14 protein-coding genes are annotated in these 14104 nt (G+C 59.9%); 9 read left to right on the plus strand and 5 right to left on the minus strand.

Going from position 1 to position 14104, the window contains the following annotated elements; translation table 11 throughout:
* Positions 1-34: 34 nt before the first annotated feature.
* From fmt to ACP3TY_RS25505, 4 genes are all read left to right on the plus strand, one after another.
* Entirely contained in the window at positions 35-994 is a 960-nt protein-coding gene (gene fmt, locus ACP3TY_RS25490; RefSeq protein ID WP_401244397.1) for a methionyl-tRNA formyltransferase, read from the plus strand.
* Positions 991-2301, plus strand: a complete 1311-nt coding sequence (gene rsmB / locus ACP3TY_RS25495; protein WP_426618757.1) for a 16S rRNA (cytosine(967)-C(5))-methyltransferase RsmB — start codon at positions 991-993, stop codon at positions 2299-2301. Before fmt ends, rsmB begins: the two co-directional genes overlap by 4 nt.
* Positions 2302-2323: 22 nt before the next feature.
* Positions 2324-3700 (plus strand): Trk system potassium transporter TrkA, encoded by a 1377-nt coding sequence (trkA, locus tag ACP3TY_RS25500; RefSeq protein WP_426618758.1) that lies wholly within the window; start codon positions 2324-2326, stop codon positions 3698-3700.
* A gap of 131 nt (positions 3701-3831) precedes the next feature.
* The gene (locus tag ACP3TY_RS25505; protein ID WP_426618759.1) at positions 3832-4146 is read left to right on the plus strand and encodes a hypothetical protein; all 315 of its coding nucleotides are present in this window, start codon (positions 3832-3834) and stop codon (positions 4144-4146) included.
* 4 nt (positions 4147-4150) lie between these two features.
* Here ACP3TY_RS25505 and ACP3TY_RS25510 read toward each other — a convergent pair whose 3' ends face one another.
* The 3 genes from ACP3TY_RS25510 to ACP3TY_RS25520 all read right to left on the minus strand — a co-directional run bounded on the left by ACP3TY_RS25510 (position 4151) and on the right by ACP3TY_RS25520 (position 5984).
* On the minus strand, positions 4151-4390 hold the full coding sequence (locus ACP3TY_RS25510; protein ID WP_053125318.1) for a PilZ domain-containing protein: 240 nt from the start codon (positions 4388-4390) through the stop codon (positions 4151-4153).
* 108 nt (positions 4391-4498) lie between these two features.
* Positions 4499-5386, minus strand: a complete 888-nt coding sequence (locus ACP3TY_RS25515; RefSeq protein WP_426618760.1) for a lysophospholipid acyltransferase — start codon at positions 5384-5386, stop codon at positions 4499-4501.
* A gap of 40 nt (positions 5387-5426) precedes the next feature.
* Positions 5427-5984: a DNA-3-methyladenine glycosylase I gene (locus ACP3TY_RS25520; protein WP_212545435.1), complete on the minus strand. Its 558-nt coding sequence runs from the start codon at positions 5982-5984 to the stop codon at positions 5427-5429.
* A gap of 81 nt (positions 5985-6065) precedes the next feature.
* On the opposite strand from ACP3TY_RS25520, the gene glyQ reads away from it, so the two are divergent.
* The 4 genes from glyQ to ACP3TY_RS25540 all read left to right on the plus strand — a co-directional run bounded on the left by glyQ (position 6066) and on the right by ACP3TY_RS25540 (position 10477).
* Positions 6066-7019, plus strand: a complete 954-nt coding sequence (gene glyQ / locus ACP3TY_RS25525) for a glycine--tRNA ligase subunit alpha (RefSeq protein WP_025112261.1) — start codon at positions 6066-6068, stop codon at positions 7017-7019.
* Positions 7016-9070 (plus strand): glycine--tRNA ligase subunit beta, encoded by a 2055-nt coding sequence (glyS, locus tag ACP3TY_RS25530; RefSeq protein ID WP_159813435.1) that lies wholly within the window; start codon positions 7016-7018, stop codon positions 9068-9070. The genes glyQ and glyS overlap by 4 nt, the downstream gene beginning before the upstream one ends.
* 4 nt (positions 9071-9074) lie before the next feature.
* Positions 9075-9614: a D-glycero-beta-D-manno-heptose 1,7-bisphosphate 7-phosphatase gene (gmhB, locus tag ACP3TY_RS25535; RefSeq protein WP_426618761.1), complete on the plus strand. Its 540-nt coding sequence runs from the start codon at positions 9075-9077 to the stop codon at positions 9612-9614.
* A gap of 83 nt (positions 9615-9697) precedes the next feature.
* Complete coding sequence (locus ACP3TY_RS25540; RefSeq protein WP_212545434.1) at positions 9698-10477, plus strand: lysophospholipid acyltransferase family protein; 780 nt, start codon at positions 9698-9700, stop codon at positions 10475-10477.
* A gap of 168 nt (positions 10478-10645) precedes the next feature.
* Here the strand turns inward: ACP3TY_RS25540 and ACP3TY_RS25545 are convergent, their stop codons facing one another.
* Positions 10646-12178: an ATP-binding protein gene (locus ACP3TY_RS25545; RefSeq protein ID WP_426618762.1), complete on the minus strand. Its 1533-nt coding sequence runs from the start codon at positions 12176-12178 to the stop codon at positions 10646-10648.
* A gap of 169 nt (positions 12179-12347) precedes the next feature.
* Between ACP3TY_RS25545 and ACP3TY_RS25550 the strand changes: the two genes are divergently transcribed.
* The gene (locus tag ACP3TY_RS25550) at positions 12348-13067 is read left to right on the plus strand and encodes a response regulator transcription factor (RefSeq protein ID WP_127925274.1); all 720 of its coding nucleotides are present in this window, start codon (positions 12348-12350) and stop codon (positions 13065-13067) included.
* A gap of 14 nt (positions 13068-13081) precedes the next feature.
* Here ACP3TY_RS25550 and dinD read toward each other — a convergent pair whose 3' ends face one another.
* Positions 13082-13918 (minus strand): DNA damage-inducible protein D, encoded by an 837-nt coding sequence (gene dinD / locus ACP3TY_RS25555; protein WP_426618763.1) that lies wholly within the window; start codon positions 13916-13918, stop codon positions 13082-13084.
* Positions 13919-14104: the final 186 nt, after the last annotated feature.

Below are 14104 nucleotides of genomic sequence, written 5' to 3' on the forward strand. Positions count from 1 at the left end.
CGGCAAGCCTTTTTCTTTTCAAGAGACGCCTTCCATGACTGAGCCACTGCGCATCGTTTTTGCCGGTACCCCGGAATTTGCCGCCGAACACCTCAAGGCCCTGCTGAGCAGCCCTTACGAGATCGTTGCGGTCTACACCCAACCGGATCGTCCGGCCGGTCGCGGGCAAAAACTGATGCCGAGCCCGGTCAAACAGCTCGCGCTGGAAAATAATATCCAGGTGTTGCAGCCGCCGACGTTGCGCAACGCTGACGCTCAAGCCGAGCTGGCCGCGCTGAAGCCGGATTTGCTGGTGGTGGTCGCCTACGGCCTGATCCTGCCGCAAGTGGTGCTGGATATTCCGCGCTTGGGTTGCATCAACAGTCACGCCTCGTTGCTGCCACGCTGGCGCGGTGCGGCGCCGATTCAGCGCGCCGTCGAACACGGTGATGCCGAAAGCGGCGTGACCGTGATGCGCATGGAAGCCGGCCTCGACACCGGGCCGATGCTGCTCAAGGTCGTCACGCCGATCACGGGCGAAGACACTGGCGGTTCGTTGCATGATCGCCTCGCCGAGATGGGCCCGCCGGCCGTGGTGCAAGCGATTGCCGGTCTGGCCGCAGGCACGCTGGAAGGTGAAGTGCAGAACGATGAACTCGCCACCTACGCGCACAAATTGAACAAAGACGAAGCACGCATCGACTGGAGCCGTCCGGCGGTTGAACTGGAGCGACTGGTGCGCGCCTTCAATCCATGGCCGATCACCCACAGCACCCTCAACGGTGAAGCGCTGAAAGTGCTGGCGGCGACCATTGCCGAAGGCAATGGCGCGCCGGGTGAAATCCTCAGCGCCAGCAAGGACGGCCTGGTCGTCGCGTGCGGCGAACAGGCGCTGTGCCTGACCCGCCTGCAGTTGCCCGGCGGTAAAGCGCTGAACTTCAGCGATCTGTTCAACAGCCGTCGCGAGAAATTCGCTGTCGGCACGGTGCTCGGCGCAGCGGTGGACGCGCAATGAACCCGCGTCTGGCCGCCGCCAAGGCACTCGCCGCCGTGCTCAGCGGCAAAGCTTCGCTGAACAGTTCGCTGCCGACACAACTGGACAAGGTCGAGGATCGCGATCGCGGTTTCACTCAGGATCTAGCGTTCGGCACCGCGCGCTGGCAGCCGCGCCTGTCGGCACTGGCGGAAAAACTTCTGCAGAAGCCGTTCAAAACCGCCGACGCCGATGTCGAGGCGTTGCTGCTGGTCGGCCTCTACCAATTGCTCTACACCCGCGTGCCGGCCCACGCCGCCATCGGCGAAACCGTCGGTTGCGCCGACAAGCTGAAAAAACCGTGGGCCAAAGGCCTGCTCAACGCGGTGCTGCGCAACGCTCAGCGCGAAAGCGAAACGATTTTTGCCGAACTGGAGCGTGATCCGGTGGTGCGTACCGCCCATCCGCGCTGGCTGCAGAAATCCCTCAAGGCTTTCTGGCCGGAACAGTGGGAAGCCATCTGCGAAGCGAACAACGCGCATCCGCCGATGATCCTCCGGGTCAACCGCCGCCATCACAGCCGCGACGCCTACCTCGGCTTGCTGACTGAAGCCGGAATTGCCGCAACGCCCTGCGTTTACAGCCGCGACGGCATCATTCTCGAAGCCGCCGCCGATGTGCGCAGCCTGCCGGGTTTCGCCGAAGGCTGGATCAGCGTGCAGGACGAAGCGGCGCAACTGGCCGCCGACCTGCTCGACCTGGCGCCAGGCCAACGTGTGCTCGACGCCTGCTGCGCGCCGGGTGGCAAGACTTGTCACATCCTCGAAGCCGAAGCGGCGCTGGCCGGCGTGGTCGCGGTGGATCTGGAAGCCAAGCGTCTGGTGCGCGTGAAGGAAAACCTTGAGCGCCTCGGCCTCAACGCCGAACTGATCGCCGCTGACGGTCGCGACACCGAAAAATGGTGGGACGGCAAATCGTTCCAGCGCATCCTGCTCGACGCGCCGTGCTCGGCCACCGGCGTGATCCGTCGCCATCCGGACATCAAGCTGACTCGTCAGCCGGACGACATCGTCGCCCTCGCGCAACTGCAAGGCGAGCTGCTCGACGCCATGTGGAAAACCCTCGAAGTCGGCGGCATTCTGCTTTACGCCACCTGCTCGACGCTGCCGACCGAGAACACCGAAGTCATCGCCGCGTTTCTTGAGCGCACACCGGGCGCCCGCGAACTGGATCTGGCCACCACGGCCGGAATCAAACAGCCCCATGGTCGCCAATTACTGGCCCAGCAGGGCGGGCATGACGGGTTCTACTACGCCAAGCTGATCAAGATCGCTGCCGCACGCGGCTAAATGGATTCAATGGAGTGACTGGATGAAAATCATCATCCTCGGGGCAGGGCAGGTCGGCGGTTCGCTGGCTGAGCATCTCGCCAGCGAAGCCAACGACATCACCGTGGTCGACACCGACGGCGAACGCCTGCGCGACCTCGGCGACCGTCTCGACATCCGCACCATTCAGGGCCGTGGCTCGTTGCCGACGGTGCTGCGTCAGGCCGGCGCAGACGACGCCGACATGCTGGTGGCGGTGACCAACAGCGACGAAACCAACATGGTCGCCTGTCAGGTCGCCCACACGTTGTTTCACACGCCGACGAAAATCGCCCGGGTGCGCGAAGCTTCGTACCTGACGCGCGAAGAGCAGTTGTTCCAGAACGAAGCGATTCCGGTCGACGTATTGATCAGTCCCGAGCAAGTGGTGACCAACTACATCAAGCGCCTGATCGAATATCCGGGCGCGTTGCAAGTGATCGACTTCGCCGGAGGCCAGGCGCAACTGGTCGCGGTGCGTGCCTATTACGGCGGGCCGCTGGTCGGTCAGCAACTGCGCCAGTTGCGCGAGCACATGCCGAATGTCGAAACCCGCGTCGCAGCGATTTTCCGTCGTGACCGGCCGATCTTGCCGCAGGGCGACACGGTGATCGAGGCCGACGACGAAGTCTTCTTCATCGCCGCGCGTGAGAATATTCGCGCAGTGATGAGCGAAATGCGCCGTCTCGACGAAACCTACAAACGCATCGTCATTGCTGGCGGCGGGCAGATCGGTGAGCGCCTGGCCGAGGCCATCGAAAGCCGCTATCAGGTGAAAATCATCGAGATGAACCCGGCGCGCTGCCGCTACCTCTCCGACACCCTCGACAGCACCGTGGTGCTGCAGGGCAGCGCGTCCGACCGCGATTTGCTGCTGGAAGAGAACATCGCCGACGCCGATATCTTCCTCGCGCTGACCAACGATGACGAAGCCAACATCATGTCGTCGCTGCTGGCCAAACGGCTGGGGGCGAAGAAGGTCATGACGATCATCAACAACCCGGCCTACGTCGACCTGATTCAGGGCGGCGACATCGACATCGCCATCAGCCCGCAACTGGCGACCATCGGCACGTTGCTGGCGCACGTACGCCGTGGCGATATCGTCAGCGTGCACTCACTGCGGCGCGGCGCGGCGGAAGCGATCGAGGCGATTGCCCACGGTGATGCGAAATCGAGCAAGGTCATTGGCAAGCCGATCGAGAAGATCGGACTGCCGCCGGGCACCACGATTGGCGCGGTGATCCGCAACGAACAAGTGATCATTGCCCACGACCATACGGTGATCGAAGCGGGCGACCATGTGATTCTGTTCCTTGTGGATAAAAAGCATATTCGCGATGTGGAGAAGCTGTTTCATGTGGGGCTGAGCTTTTTCTGAGGTTGATCGTTCCCACGCTCCGCGTGGAAATGCAGCCCGGGGCGCTCTGCGTCCCAAGAGCGGACGCAGAGCGTCCATTGAGGCATTCCCACGCGGAGCGTGGGAACGATCACTGAAGCGAGGGTGCAAAAATGCTCGAATCCCTGGAAAAAATGCTCGCCAAGGGTGTGGATAACTCCCTGCTGCGCTTCGGCCTGGGCAAGGGCTATCTGGATCTGGGCGAAGACGCCAAGGCTGCCGAGCATTTCCAGCGCTGCGTCGGCTTCGATCCGAAGTATTCCGCCGCGTGGAAACTGTTGGGCAAGGCGCAACTCGCGCTGGGCGACAATGCCGCCGCGCGTCAGGCATGGGAACAAGGTCTGGAAGCCGCCCGCGCCCATGGCGACAAGCAGGCCGAGAAGGAAATGACGGTGTTTTTGAAGAAACTCGATCGTCAGGCGCAGTGACGTTCTACAAGTAGCGCAAGCCGATGCCTTCGGCGTCGACCGTTACCACTTCCATTCGCACCCGTGGCGCGCCTGTGGGTAAATCCTGAACCTGGCCATAGACGACCGCGCCTTTGGGCAATGATGCCAGGCTCGGATGCTGCACATAGACCCCGGTTGGCGACAAATTGCGGGTTTGCCCGAGACATTCGCCGAAGCTGTCGTGGGTGATTTTGATGCGGAAGGATTTGCGGTGTTCGGACATCTTGGTGCGCCCTTTTTTTGAACGGTTCTGTGGATAACCTCAAGCAAGATCAAAAGATCGCAGCCTGCGGCAGCTCCTACAAGTTATCCACAGAGTGTGCCAACTTTTTCAGTACCAGCGTTCTTCGCCGGGTGGGCGCTTTTTGAAGCGCTTCATGCTCCACATGTACTGGCTTGGGTACGCAGCAACGTAGCGCTCGACGACTTTGCTCATCGCTGCGCAGGATTCGGCGGTATCGGTGCTGTACATGGCTTCGGGCGCGGCTTCGAGGATCACTTTGTAGCCAGAACCGTCGGGCAGGCGCAGCGCATGCAGGAACACGCCGACGGCTTTGCCACCGGCCAACATGTTCGGCACGAATTTGCTGGTCAGCGCCTGCGTGGCGAAGAACGGCACGAAGATCCCGGCGGATTCGGCCGGTTCCGGGTCAGCGGGAATGCCCACTGCACCACCTTTGCGCACTTCCTTGATCACGCTGAGAATGCCTTCCTTGGTGGAGGCGGCGACCTTGTTGCCCAGTTGCACGCGCTGTTTGCGCAGCAATTCGTCCACAGCTTTGAGCTTCGGCGGGCGATAGAAAATGATCGGTTTGCACTGGCTGCAATAGAAGTGGTTGAGCACTTCCCAGTTGCCGAGGTGGCTTGTGATGCCGACCACGCCTTTGCCCGAGGCCAAAGCGTCTTTCAGCACGTCGAGGCCCTCGACTTCGCGCACCAGATCGATCGAACGCTGCGCCGGCCAGATCCACGCGCAGGCGCTTTCGGTCAGCGACTTGCCGATGTCTTTCAGGCTCTGCCCGACCAGACGCTCACGTTCGGCCGGATCCATCTGTGGAAAACATTTGGCTAGGTTGATCCGCACCACGTCGCGGGAGCGGTTGGGGGTTTTCCACATGGTCCAGCCGATCGCCGAACCCACGGCCTGCACGGCCCGCCATGGCAGCAGGGCAAACAGCCGCAGAGCGCCTACCAGCAAGGCGCCTTTAAACTTTTCCACAGGTCACTCCTGATCTTGTGCGGTGCGCGAGGCGGCCATTCTAACCGGCGTTGACGAGCTGCGCGTAGCGGTCGCAGTCGCGGGTGTGATCCATGACCATGCCCGAAGCCTGCATCAGCGCGTAGCAAATGGTCGGGCCGACGAACGTGAAACCGGCCTTTTTCAGGGCTTTGCTCATCGCCAGTGCTTCGGGGGTGATCGCCGGGACTTCGCTGCGATCCTTGAAATGATTGATGATCGGTTGGTCGTTGACGAACGACCAAAGGAAGGCCACCGGATCCTCCAGCGCCAGCCAGGCCTGGGCATTGCGGCGGGCGGCGTTGAGTTTGAGGCGGTTGCGGATGATCCCCGGATCGAGCATCAATTCGTCGATTTCGGCGTCGCTCATCTGCGCCACGCGCTGCACGTCGAAGCCGAACAGCACCTCGCGATAACGCTCGCGTTTGCGCAGCACGGTGATCCACGACAGGCCAGCCTGGAACCCTTCGAGCAAAAGCAACTCGAACAAACCCTGCGCATCGCGTAGCGGCGTGCCCCACTCCTGATCGTGATAAGCCATGTACAGCGGATCTTCGGTACACCAAAAGCAGCGTGGCATAAGGCTCCAGGGGGTGGAGGTGCGACTGAATCGGGTATACTCCCGCTCTTTAAATCGCAGCCCAAGAAACAGGTGAATTTCGTGAGCCAGCCTACGCCAGCCGTGCGTACCTTCCAAGACTTGATCCTCGCGCTCCAGCAATACTGGGCCGAGCAAGGTTGCGTGGTACTTCAGCCCTACGATATGGAAGTAGGCGCCGGCACTTTCCACACCGCGACCTTCCTCCGTGCCATCGGCCCGGAAACCTGGAACGCCGCTTACGTGCAGCCAAGCCGCCGTCCGACTGACGGCCGTTACGGCGAAAACCCGAACCGTCTGCAGCACTACTATCAGTTCCAGGTCGTGCTCAAGCCGAACCCGGACAACTTCCAGGAACTGTACCTGGGCTCCCTCAAGCATGTCGGCCTCGATCCACTGGTTCACGACATCCGCTTCGTCGAAGACAACTGGGAATCGCCGACCCTCGGCGCCTGGGGTCTGGGCTGGGAAGTCTGGCTGAACGGTATGGAAGTGACGCAGTTCACTTACTTCCAACAGGCGGGCGGCATCGAGTGCTACCCGGTGACCGGCGAGATCACATACGGTCTTGAGCGTCTGGCCATGTACCTGCAAGGCGTGGATTCGGTCTACGACCTGGTCTGGGCTGACGGCCCGATGGGCAAAGTCACCTACGGCGACGTGTTCCACCAGAACGAAGTGGAGCAGTCCACTTACAACTTCGAACACGCCAACGTCGACAAACTGTTCGAACTGTTCGACTTCTATGAAAGCGAAGCCAAGCGCCTGATCGAACTCGACCAGCCGCTGCCGTTGCCGAGCTACGAAATGGTGTTGAAGGCCTCGCACACCTTCAACCTGCTGGATGCGCGCCGGGCGATCTCGGTGACCGCGCGTCAGCAATACATTCTGCGCGTACGCACCCTGGCGCGTTCCGTTGCGCAAGCCTACCTGCTGGCGCGCGCCAAGCTGGGCTTCCCGATGGCGACCCCGGACCTGCGTGACGAAGTACTGGCCAAGCTGGAGGCAGCACAATGAGTGCGCAAGATTTTCTGGTTGAACTGGGCACCGAAGAACTGCCACCGAAAGCCCTGAACACCCTGGCTGACGCGTTCCTCGCCGGTATCGACAAGGGCCTGCAAGCCGCCGGCCTGAGCTACGAGACTAAAACCGTCTACGCCGCGCCGCGCCGTCTGGCTGTGCTGATCACCGCGCTGGCCACCCAGCAACCGGATCGCAGCATCAACCTCGACGGCCCGCCACGTCAGGCGGCGTTCGACGCTGAAGGTAATCCAACGCAAGCAGCACTGGGTTTCGCCAAGAAGTGCGGCGTTGATCTGAGCGAAATCGACCAGAGCGGCCCGAAACTGCGTTACAGCCAGAGCATCGCCGGCAAGCCGACCGCGAGCCTGCTGCCGACCATCGTCGAAGATTCGCTGAACGACCTGCCGATCCCGAAACGCATGCGTTGGGGTGCGCGCAAGGAAGAGTTCGTGCGTCCGACCCAATGGCTGGTGATGCTGCTCGGTGACCAGGTCATCGACTGCACGATCCTCGCGCAGAAGGCTGGCCGTGATTCCCGTGGTCACCGTTTCCATCACCCGGAAAGCGTGCGCATCGGTTCGCCGTCGAGCTACCTCGCCGACCTGCGTGCCGCTTACGTGCTGGCCGACGCCAACGAGCGTCGCGAGATCATCAGCAAGCGCACCGAAGAGCTGGCCACCCGTCAGGAAGGCACCGCAATCGTTCCGCCGGCGCTGCTCGACGAAGTCACCGCGCTGGTTGAATGGCCGGTGCCGCTGGTGTGCTCGTTCGAGGAACGTTTCCTCGACGTGCCGCAAGAAGCGCTGATCACCACCATGCAGGACAACCAGAAGTACTTCTGCCTGCTGGATGCCGACGGCAAGTTGCTGCCACGTTTCATCACCGTGGCCAACATCGAAAGCAAAGATCCACAGCAGATCATCGCCGGTAACGAGAAAGTGGTTCGCCCACGCCTGACCGACGCCGAGTTCTTCTTCAAGCAAGACAAGAAGCAGAAACTCGAAGACTTCAACCTGCGCCTGCAGAACGTGGTGTTCCAGGAAAAACTCGGCAGCGTCTACGACAAGGCCGAGCGCGTATCGAAACTGGCTGCGTACATCGCCGCTCGCATTGGCGGCAACGCTTCGTGGGCGGCACGCGCTGGCCTGCTGTCGAAGTGCGACCTGGCCACCGAAATGGTTGGCGAGTTCCCGGAAATGCAAGGTGTTGCCGGTTACTACTACGCCCTCAATGACGGCGAGCCGGAAGACGTCGCGCTGGCGCTGAACGAGCAGTACATGCCACGCGGTGCCGGTGCTGAACTGCCAGCCACCCTGACCGGTGCGGCCGTCGCGATCGCTGACAAGCTCGACACTCTGGTCGGTATCTTCGGTATCGGCATGCTGCCAACCGGTAGCAAAGACCCGTACGCCCTGCGCCGTGCGGCACTCGGCGTGCTGCGTATCCTCATCGAGAAGAAGCTCGATCTCGACCTGAATGACGCCGTGGCTTTCGCCGTTAATGCGTTCGGCACCAAGGTCAAGGCTGCCGGCCTCAACGAGTCCGTGCTGGAATTCATCTTCGACCGTCTGCGTGCGCGTTATGAAGACGAAGGCGTTGAAGTCGCCACTTACCTGTCGGTACGTGCCCTGAAGCCGGGTTCGGCGCTGGACTTCGATCAGCGTGTGCAAGCGGTGCAGGCCTTCCGCAAACTGCCGGAAGCAGCAGCGCTGGCGGCGGTGAACAAGCGTGTATCGAACCTGTTGAGCAAACTCGAAGGCGCGGTACCGACCGAGGTACAAGCGAAGTACTTCGACAACGCCAACGAGTTCTCGCTGTACTCGGCGATCCAGCAAGCGGATCAAGCGGTACAGCCGATGGCTGCGGCGCGTCAGTACAACGAATCGCTGGCACGCCTGGCGGCATTGCGTGAGCCGGTGGATGCGTTCTTCGACGCGGTGATGGTCAATGCCGACGACGCCAATGTGCGGGCCAACCGTTACGCGCTGCTGGCGCGTCTGCGTGGTCTGTTCCTCGGCGTTGCCGACATTTCGCTGCTGGGTTGAGGGATTGCTGTTGAAACTGCTGATTCTCGATCGGGACGGAGTGATCAATTACGACTCCGACGCTTATATCAAGTCGGTGGAGGAGTGGATTCCGTTGCCCGGCTCGATCGAAGCAATTGCGCAGTTGAGCAAGGCCGGCTGGACGGTGGCGGTGGCCACCAACCAGTCGGGCATTGCTCGCGGCTATTACGACCTCGCCACCCTCGATGCCATGCACGCGCGCTTGCGTGAGCTGGTCGCGGAGCAGGGCGGTGAAGTCGGGCTGATCGTGTACTGCCCGCATGGGCCGGACGAAGGCTGCGATTGCCGCAAGCCGAAACCGGGGATGTTGAAAACCATCGCGGCGCACTACGACGTCGAGCTGAGCAATGTCTGGTTCGTCGGCGACAGCCTTGGTGACCTGGAGGCTGCCAAAGCCGTCGATTCACAGCCAGTTTTGGTAAAGACCGGAAAAGGCGAAAAGACTCAGGGCAAAACCCTGCCGGTTGGCACTCTGATTTTTGACGATCTGGCGGCGATTGCCGCAGAACTTATCCACAACTAGAGTACTTCTGAAGTTCCTGACCAGGGATTGATCGGGAGTGCGCTTGAACACTCGGGCATTGCCCCGTCACGGTAAACGTCACTATGTCGATACTGCGGGCCATCAGGATTTTTCTCTTTTACCTGCTGCTGGGCACCACCTCCCTGCTGTGGTGCAGCTTGAGTTTTTTCATCGCGCCGTTTCTGCCGTTCAAGGCGCGTTATCGTTTTATCAACGTGTACTGGTGCCGTTGCGCCTTGTGGTTGACCAAGGTGTTTCTCGGTATCCGTTACGAAATCAAGGGCGCGGAAAACGTGCCTGACCGGCCCTGCGTGATTCAATCGAACCACCAGAGCACCTGGGAGACGTTCTTTCTCTCCGCTTATTTCTCGCCGTTGAGCCAAGTGCTCAAACGCGAACTGCTTTACGTGCCGTTCTTCGGCTGGGCCATGGCCATGTTGCGGCCGATCGCGATTGACCGTGACAACCCGAAAGCTGCACTGAAACAAGTCGCCGCCAAAGGTGACGAGCTGCTCAAGGACAACGTTTGGGTGCTGATCTTTCCGGAAGGCACACGCGTGCCGTTTGGCACTGTCGGCAAGTTCTCCCGCAGTGGCAGCGCTTTGGCAGTGAATGCGGCGCTTCCGGTACTGCCGATTGCACACAATGCCGGCAAATTCTGGCCGAAAGTCGGCTGGGGTAAAAAGTCCGGCGTGATCACTGTGGTCATCGGCGAACCGATGTACGCCGAAGGCACAGGCCCGCGCGCCATTGCCGAGTTGAACGACCGGGTGCAAGCCTGGAACGAGAAGACTCAACGCGAAATGGGCTCTCTGCCACCGGCCCCGCAGGCACCAGTCGCCAATGATCAGATCGCTGTCTGAGATTTTGTGGATAACCTGTGTACGGTTTGTTTGAAAAGGCTTGAATATTGAGATTAAGTTATTGATTTACTTATATATTTCTCAAGCTCATAAAAGACCGTAAAAGGTGCATAAGTTTTTTTCCGATGTAAAAAAACCGGCTGATATAGCCGGTTTTTTTGTGCCTGATTATTCGTGAATCAGCGGTAACTCCAGCAGGAACGTAGTGCCTTGATCCACCACGCTGCGGCATTCGATTTTACCGCCATGGTGATCAACCACCGCTTTGACCATCGACAGGCCCAGCCCCACACCATCGATGCCTTGGGCGGAGGAAAAACGGCGGTACTGACTGAACAGATCCGGCAATTCATCGGCGGCGATGCCTTTGCCTTGATCGATCAATTCACAGTGCAACCATTCCTCACGGCAACGGACCCGCAGGGTGATCGTGGTGCCGGCCGGGCTGTACTTGATCGCGTTTTCCAGCAGGTTGAACAGCGCGCGGGTCAGCAAGCCTTGATCGGCATTGATCAGACGTTCCTGCGACTCTTCATCCATGTCATGCAGCAACTCGATGCGTTTCTGCTGGGCAATGGGCAACGCTTGATCCAGCACGTCGAGCACCAGCATCGCGAACAACGTCGGTTGAAATTGGTAAGTCTCAGACTCGGCTCGCGCCAGCAGAACAAAACCGTCGGTCAGATCCAGCGCGCGGCGCACCTGACGTTCGATCTGTTCGAACAACGGCGCATCAGCCCCGGCCTGATGGCGATGCACATCCAGCAAAGCGAGGATCGCCGAGTGCGGCGCGCGCAGGTCGTGGGACAGAAAGCGCAGCAACACGCTGCGTTGTTCTTCCGCCGCGCGTTCCGCGCTGAGGTCGGTGAGGCTCAGCAGCCAGCCGATCGGCGTGTCACCGTCCACCGGCAGCAGGGCGGCACGTTCCAGGCGCAGGCTGCGTTCCTTGTGGTCACGGAATTCCAGCAGCGGAAGGGCGGATAACGCTGGACGTGGCTCTGTGGATAATTCCGGATAGCCGAGGCGGCCGAGTTGATCGAGGACGTCGTCGCCCACCAATGAGGTATCGAACAACGCGCGGGCCTTGCGATTGCCCAGCAGGATCTGCCCCTTGGGATCGCTGATCAGTGTGGCGACCGGCAAGTATTCCAAACCGTCTGCGATGAAGCGTCGAGTATCGCGGGTGCGGCTCATGGCTTGCTCGAGGGCCATGATCTGCCCCTGCAAACGATCGGCGCCAGTGAATTGCGTACGACGGCGTTCGGGGAAAACCTTCGGCTCTCCATCCAGCCGCGTCAGCTCCCAGCCGAAATAAGTCAGCACCACACTCAGGCGCCGCCAGTTCCAGATCAGATAGCCAAACAACATACCCAACACCGCCGGCGTCGGTGACCACCAGCGACGCATCTCCGCCAGCCCGGCGCTGGTCAGCAGCACGCCGGCCATGCCAACCAACGTTATCCACAACGCCCAGCGCGGACGCCACAACAGCAAACCAAGTACGCACGCCACCAGCCCAACCGAAAGCATCGCCCCCATGACGGGAGCCGCACCGTGCAGGTTGATCTGCGCGCGATACGACAACAGCGCAGTCAGCGGCAACAGCACTAGACTTATCCACAACCACTCACGCACCAGCTGTCGGAACAGGCGCTGCACCTGGCTGGGCTCGCGGCTTTCGCGCCGGCGATTAGTGTTCATTTGGAAAAACGGCAGGGCAGGGTGAATGGTTTCATGGGCCACAGGTCTGAGACGTAGACCCGAAGAATCATAGCGGACGTCGACCAACGGCGGGCTGCTTACTTTCACTGCGAGGGCCGAGCGACTATGGTTGTCCGCCAACTGCCCAAGCAACAAGGAATAACCGCGAATGCGCGTTGCGATTCTGGACGACGAACCCGCCGAACTGCGCCGGGTCGAGCAAACCCTGCAGCAAATGGCCGATGCCGGCGAACAGCCGTGGTCACTGCACAGCTTCGAACGCGGTGAAGACCTGCTGCGCCAACTGCGCCGGGAAACCTTCGACCTGCTGATCCTCGACTGGCAACTGCCCGACCTCACCGGCCTGGCCCTGCTGCGCTGGACCCGCGAACACATGGAAGCGCCACCGGCAGCGATCATGCTCACCAGCCGTGATGGCGAGAGCGATATCGTTCAGGCGTTGAATGCGGGGGCGGATGATTATGTGAGCAAGCCGTTTCGGCCGAATGAATTGAAGGCGCGGGTCGCTGCAGTATTGCGTCGGCACAGCCAGCAACGTGCGGCGGCGACAGAAGTGCTGAGCTTTAATGATCTGACGTTTGATGACGCTGAACTCACCGTCACTCGCGAGGGAAAGCCGATTGTCATGACCGAGCGCGAGTATCGACTGGCGCGGTGTCTGTTCAGCAACCTGGGGAGGCCGTTATCGCGGGATTATCTGTATGAACGATTTTGGCCGCATGAGGAGATGGCTTCGTCGCGGCCGCTGGATACGCATATCTATCGCCTGCGGAACAAGCTCGGGCTGACGGCGGATCGAGGTTGGCAGTTGTTGACGATTTATGGGTATGGGTATCGGTTGGAGAGTGTGGTGTCGAACTCGCACTAATGGTTCTGGTTGTTTCACTCTTCTCCGGCGCGACCCTTCAATTTTTTGATCGCAGATTCCAACTGCTTGATGCTGGTAGCCGGCATTGGAAGATCCTCTGGCATGGTGCCGCCAAGTTCGGAAATGGTCTCTCTGACTTTTCGACCAACCTGCAGGTGAACGTCGTTAGCTTGTTGCTTGCCCTGAACATTGTCGCGACGCAATTTATCTTCAGCCTGAGTCGCTCGAAATAAATTAGCGGCCAGTTCAGTCGAGCCCATGTGATCAAGAATTTTTTGGCTTTTTTTGAGGCCTTTGCGCTGGTGGATCGCTTTCTGATCAAGTCCTCCGTAGAGCCCTTGATATCCATGATTCTGGAAAACGGCGAAATCCAATTCTGTCTCAACGCCTGCCTGCTGTGCCGTTTCAACCAGAAGTTTGTTGTGCTCGCGTAACTCATTGCGCAGCAGCAAACGCTTCTGATCGTCCCTTAGACTCTGAAATTCGGAATCGTCTGTCAGCTCCTGACGTCGGGTCTGAATCGCAAAGTAGGTTTGCCCTGCGGCGATGACGGGCTTGGATGGATCTCCGTTCTGGACAACCAGATAGCAGGCATAGCGGGAGAGGTGGATATCCTTCAGTTCTCGCAGAGAACCAGACCCCAAGGAGACCATTTTGCTGGCTTCAACAAAATGGTCGGATGCCGAATGATCACCGTGTTCACAAGCTTGTATAGCCTTGGCGATAACGTTCTCGAAGTTACGCCACGTTCTGTATTCCAGCAGCGGAGCAAGGTCTCGGGCAGACCAATACTCCACTCCACTGTCGGTTCGGTATTTGAGGCCTTCAAACGTCTGATGCTGTTCGCTCAACGGTAAATCCTCTGCTGAATGAATAAGTCGAAAGTAGCCAGACAGAGCGTTGCACTGACGCGAGGAGTTATCAATCCGGAAAACATGTACATACAAATCATGACGCAGACTTGTATGCATGGAGGGATGCTTGAAACGTATAAACCCCGATGAGCCAAAACTCACCGGGGTTTATTTTTTACTTCA

It is taken from the genome of Pseudomonas rustica, assembly GCF_049959085.1.
Lineage (GTDB): Bacteria > Pseudomonadota > Gammaproteobacteria > Pseudomonadales > Pseudomonadaceae > Aquipseudomonas > Aquipseudomonas rustica.

Bases quoted from the DNA above. Each gene is read 5' to 3' on its own strand.
- trkA (WP_426618758.1), top strand. From the start codon at position 2,324: ATGAAAATCATCATCCTCGGGGCAGGGCAGGTCGGCGGTTCGCTGGCT.
- ACP3TY_RS25540 (WP_212545434.1), top strand. From the start codon at position 9,698: ATGTCGATACTGCGGGCCATCAGGATTTTTCTCTTTTACCTGCTGCTG.
- ACP3TY_RS25550 (WP_127925274.1), top strand. From the start codon at position 12,348: ATGCGCGTTGCGATTCTGGACGACGAACCCGCCGAACTGCGCCGGGTC.
- fmt (WP_401244397.1), top strand. From the start codon at position 35: ATGACTGAGCCACTGCGCATCGTTTTTGCCGGTACCCCGGAATTTGCC.
- ACP3TY_RS25510 (WP_053125318.1), bottom strand. From the start codon at position 4,390: ATGTCCGAACACCGCAAATCCTTCCGCATCAAAATCACCCACGACAGC.
- ACP3TY_RS25545 (WP_426618762.1), bottom strand. From the start codon at position 12,178: ATGAACACTAATCGCCGGCGCGAAAGCCGCGAGCCCAGCCAGGTGCAG.
- ACP3TY_RS25505 (WP_426618759.1), top strand. From the start codon at position 3,832: ATGCTCGAATCCCTGGAAAAAATGCTCGCCAAGGGTGTGGATAACTCC.
- glyS (WP_159813435.1), top strand. From the start codon at position 7,016: ATGAGTGCGCAAGATTTTCTGGTTGAACTGGGCACCGAAGAACTGCCA.
- rsmB (WP_426618757.1), top strand. From the start codon at position 991: ATGAACCCGCGTCTGGCCGCCGCCAAGGCACTCGCCGCCGTGCTCAGC.
- ACP3TY_RS25520 (WP_212545435.1), bottom strand. From the start codon at position 5,984: ATGCCACGCTGCTTTTGGTGTACCGAAGATCCGCTGTACATGGCTTAT.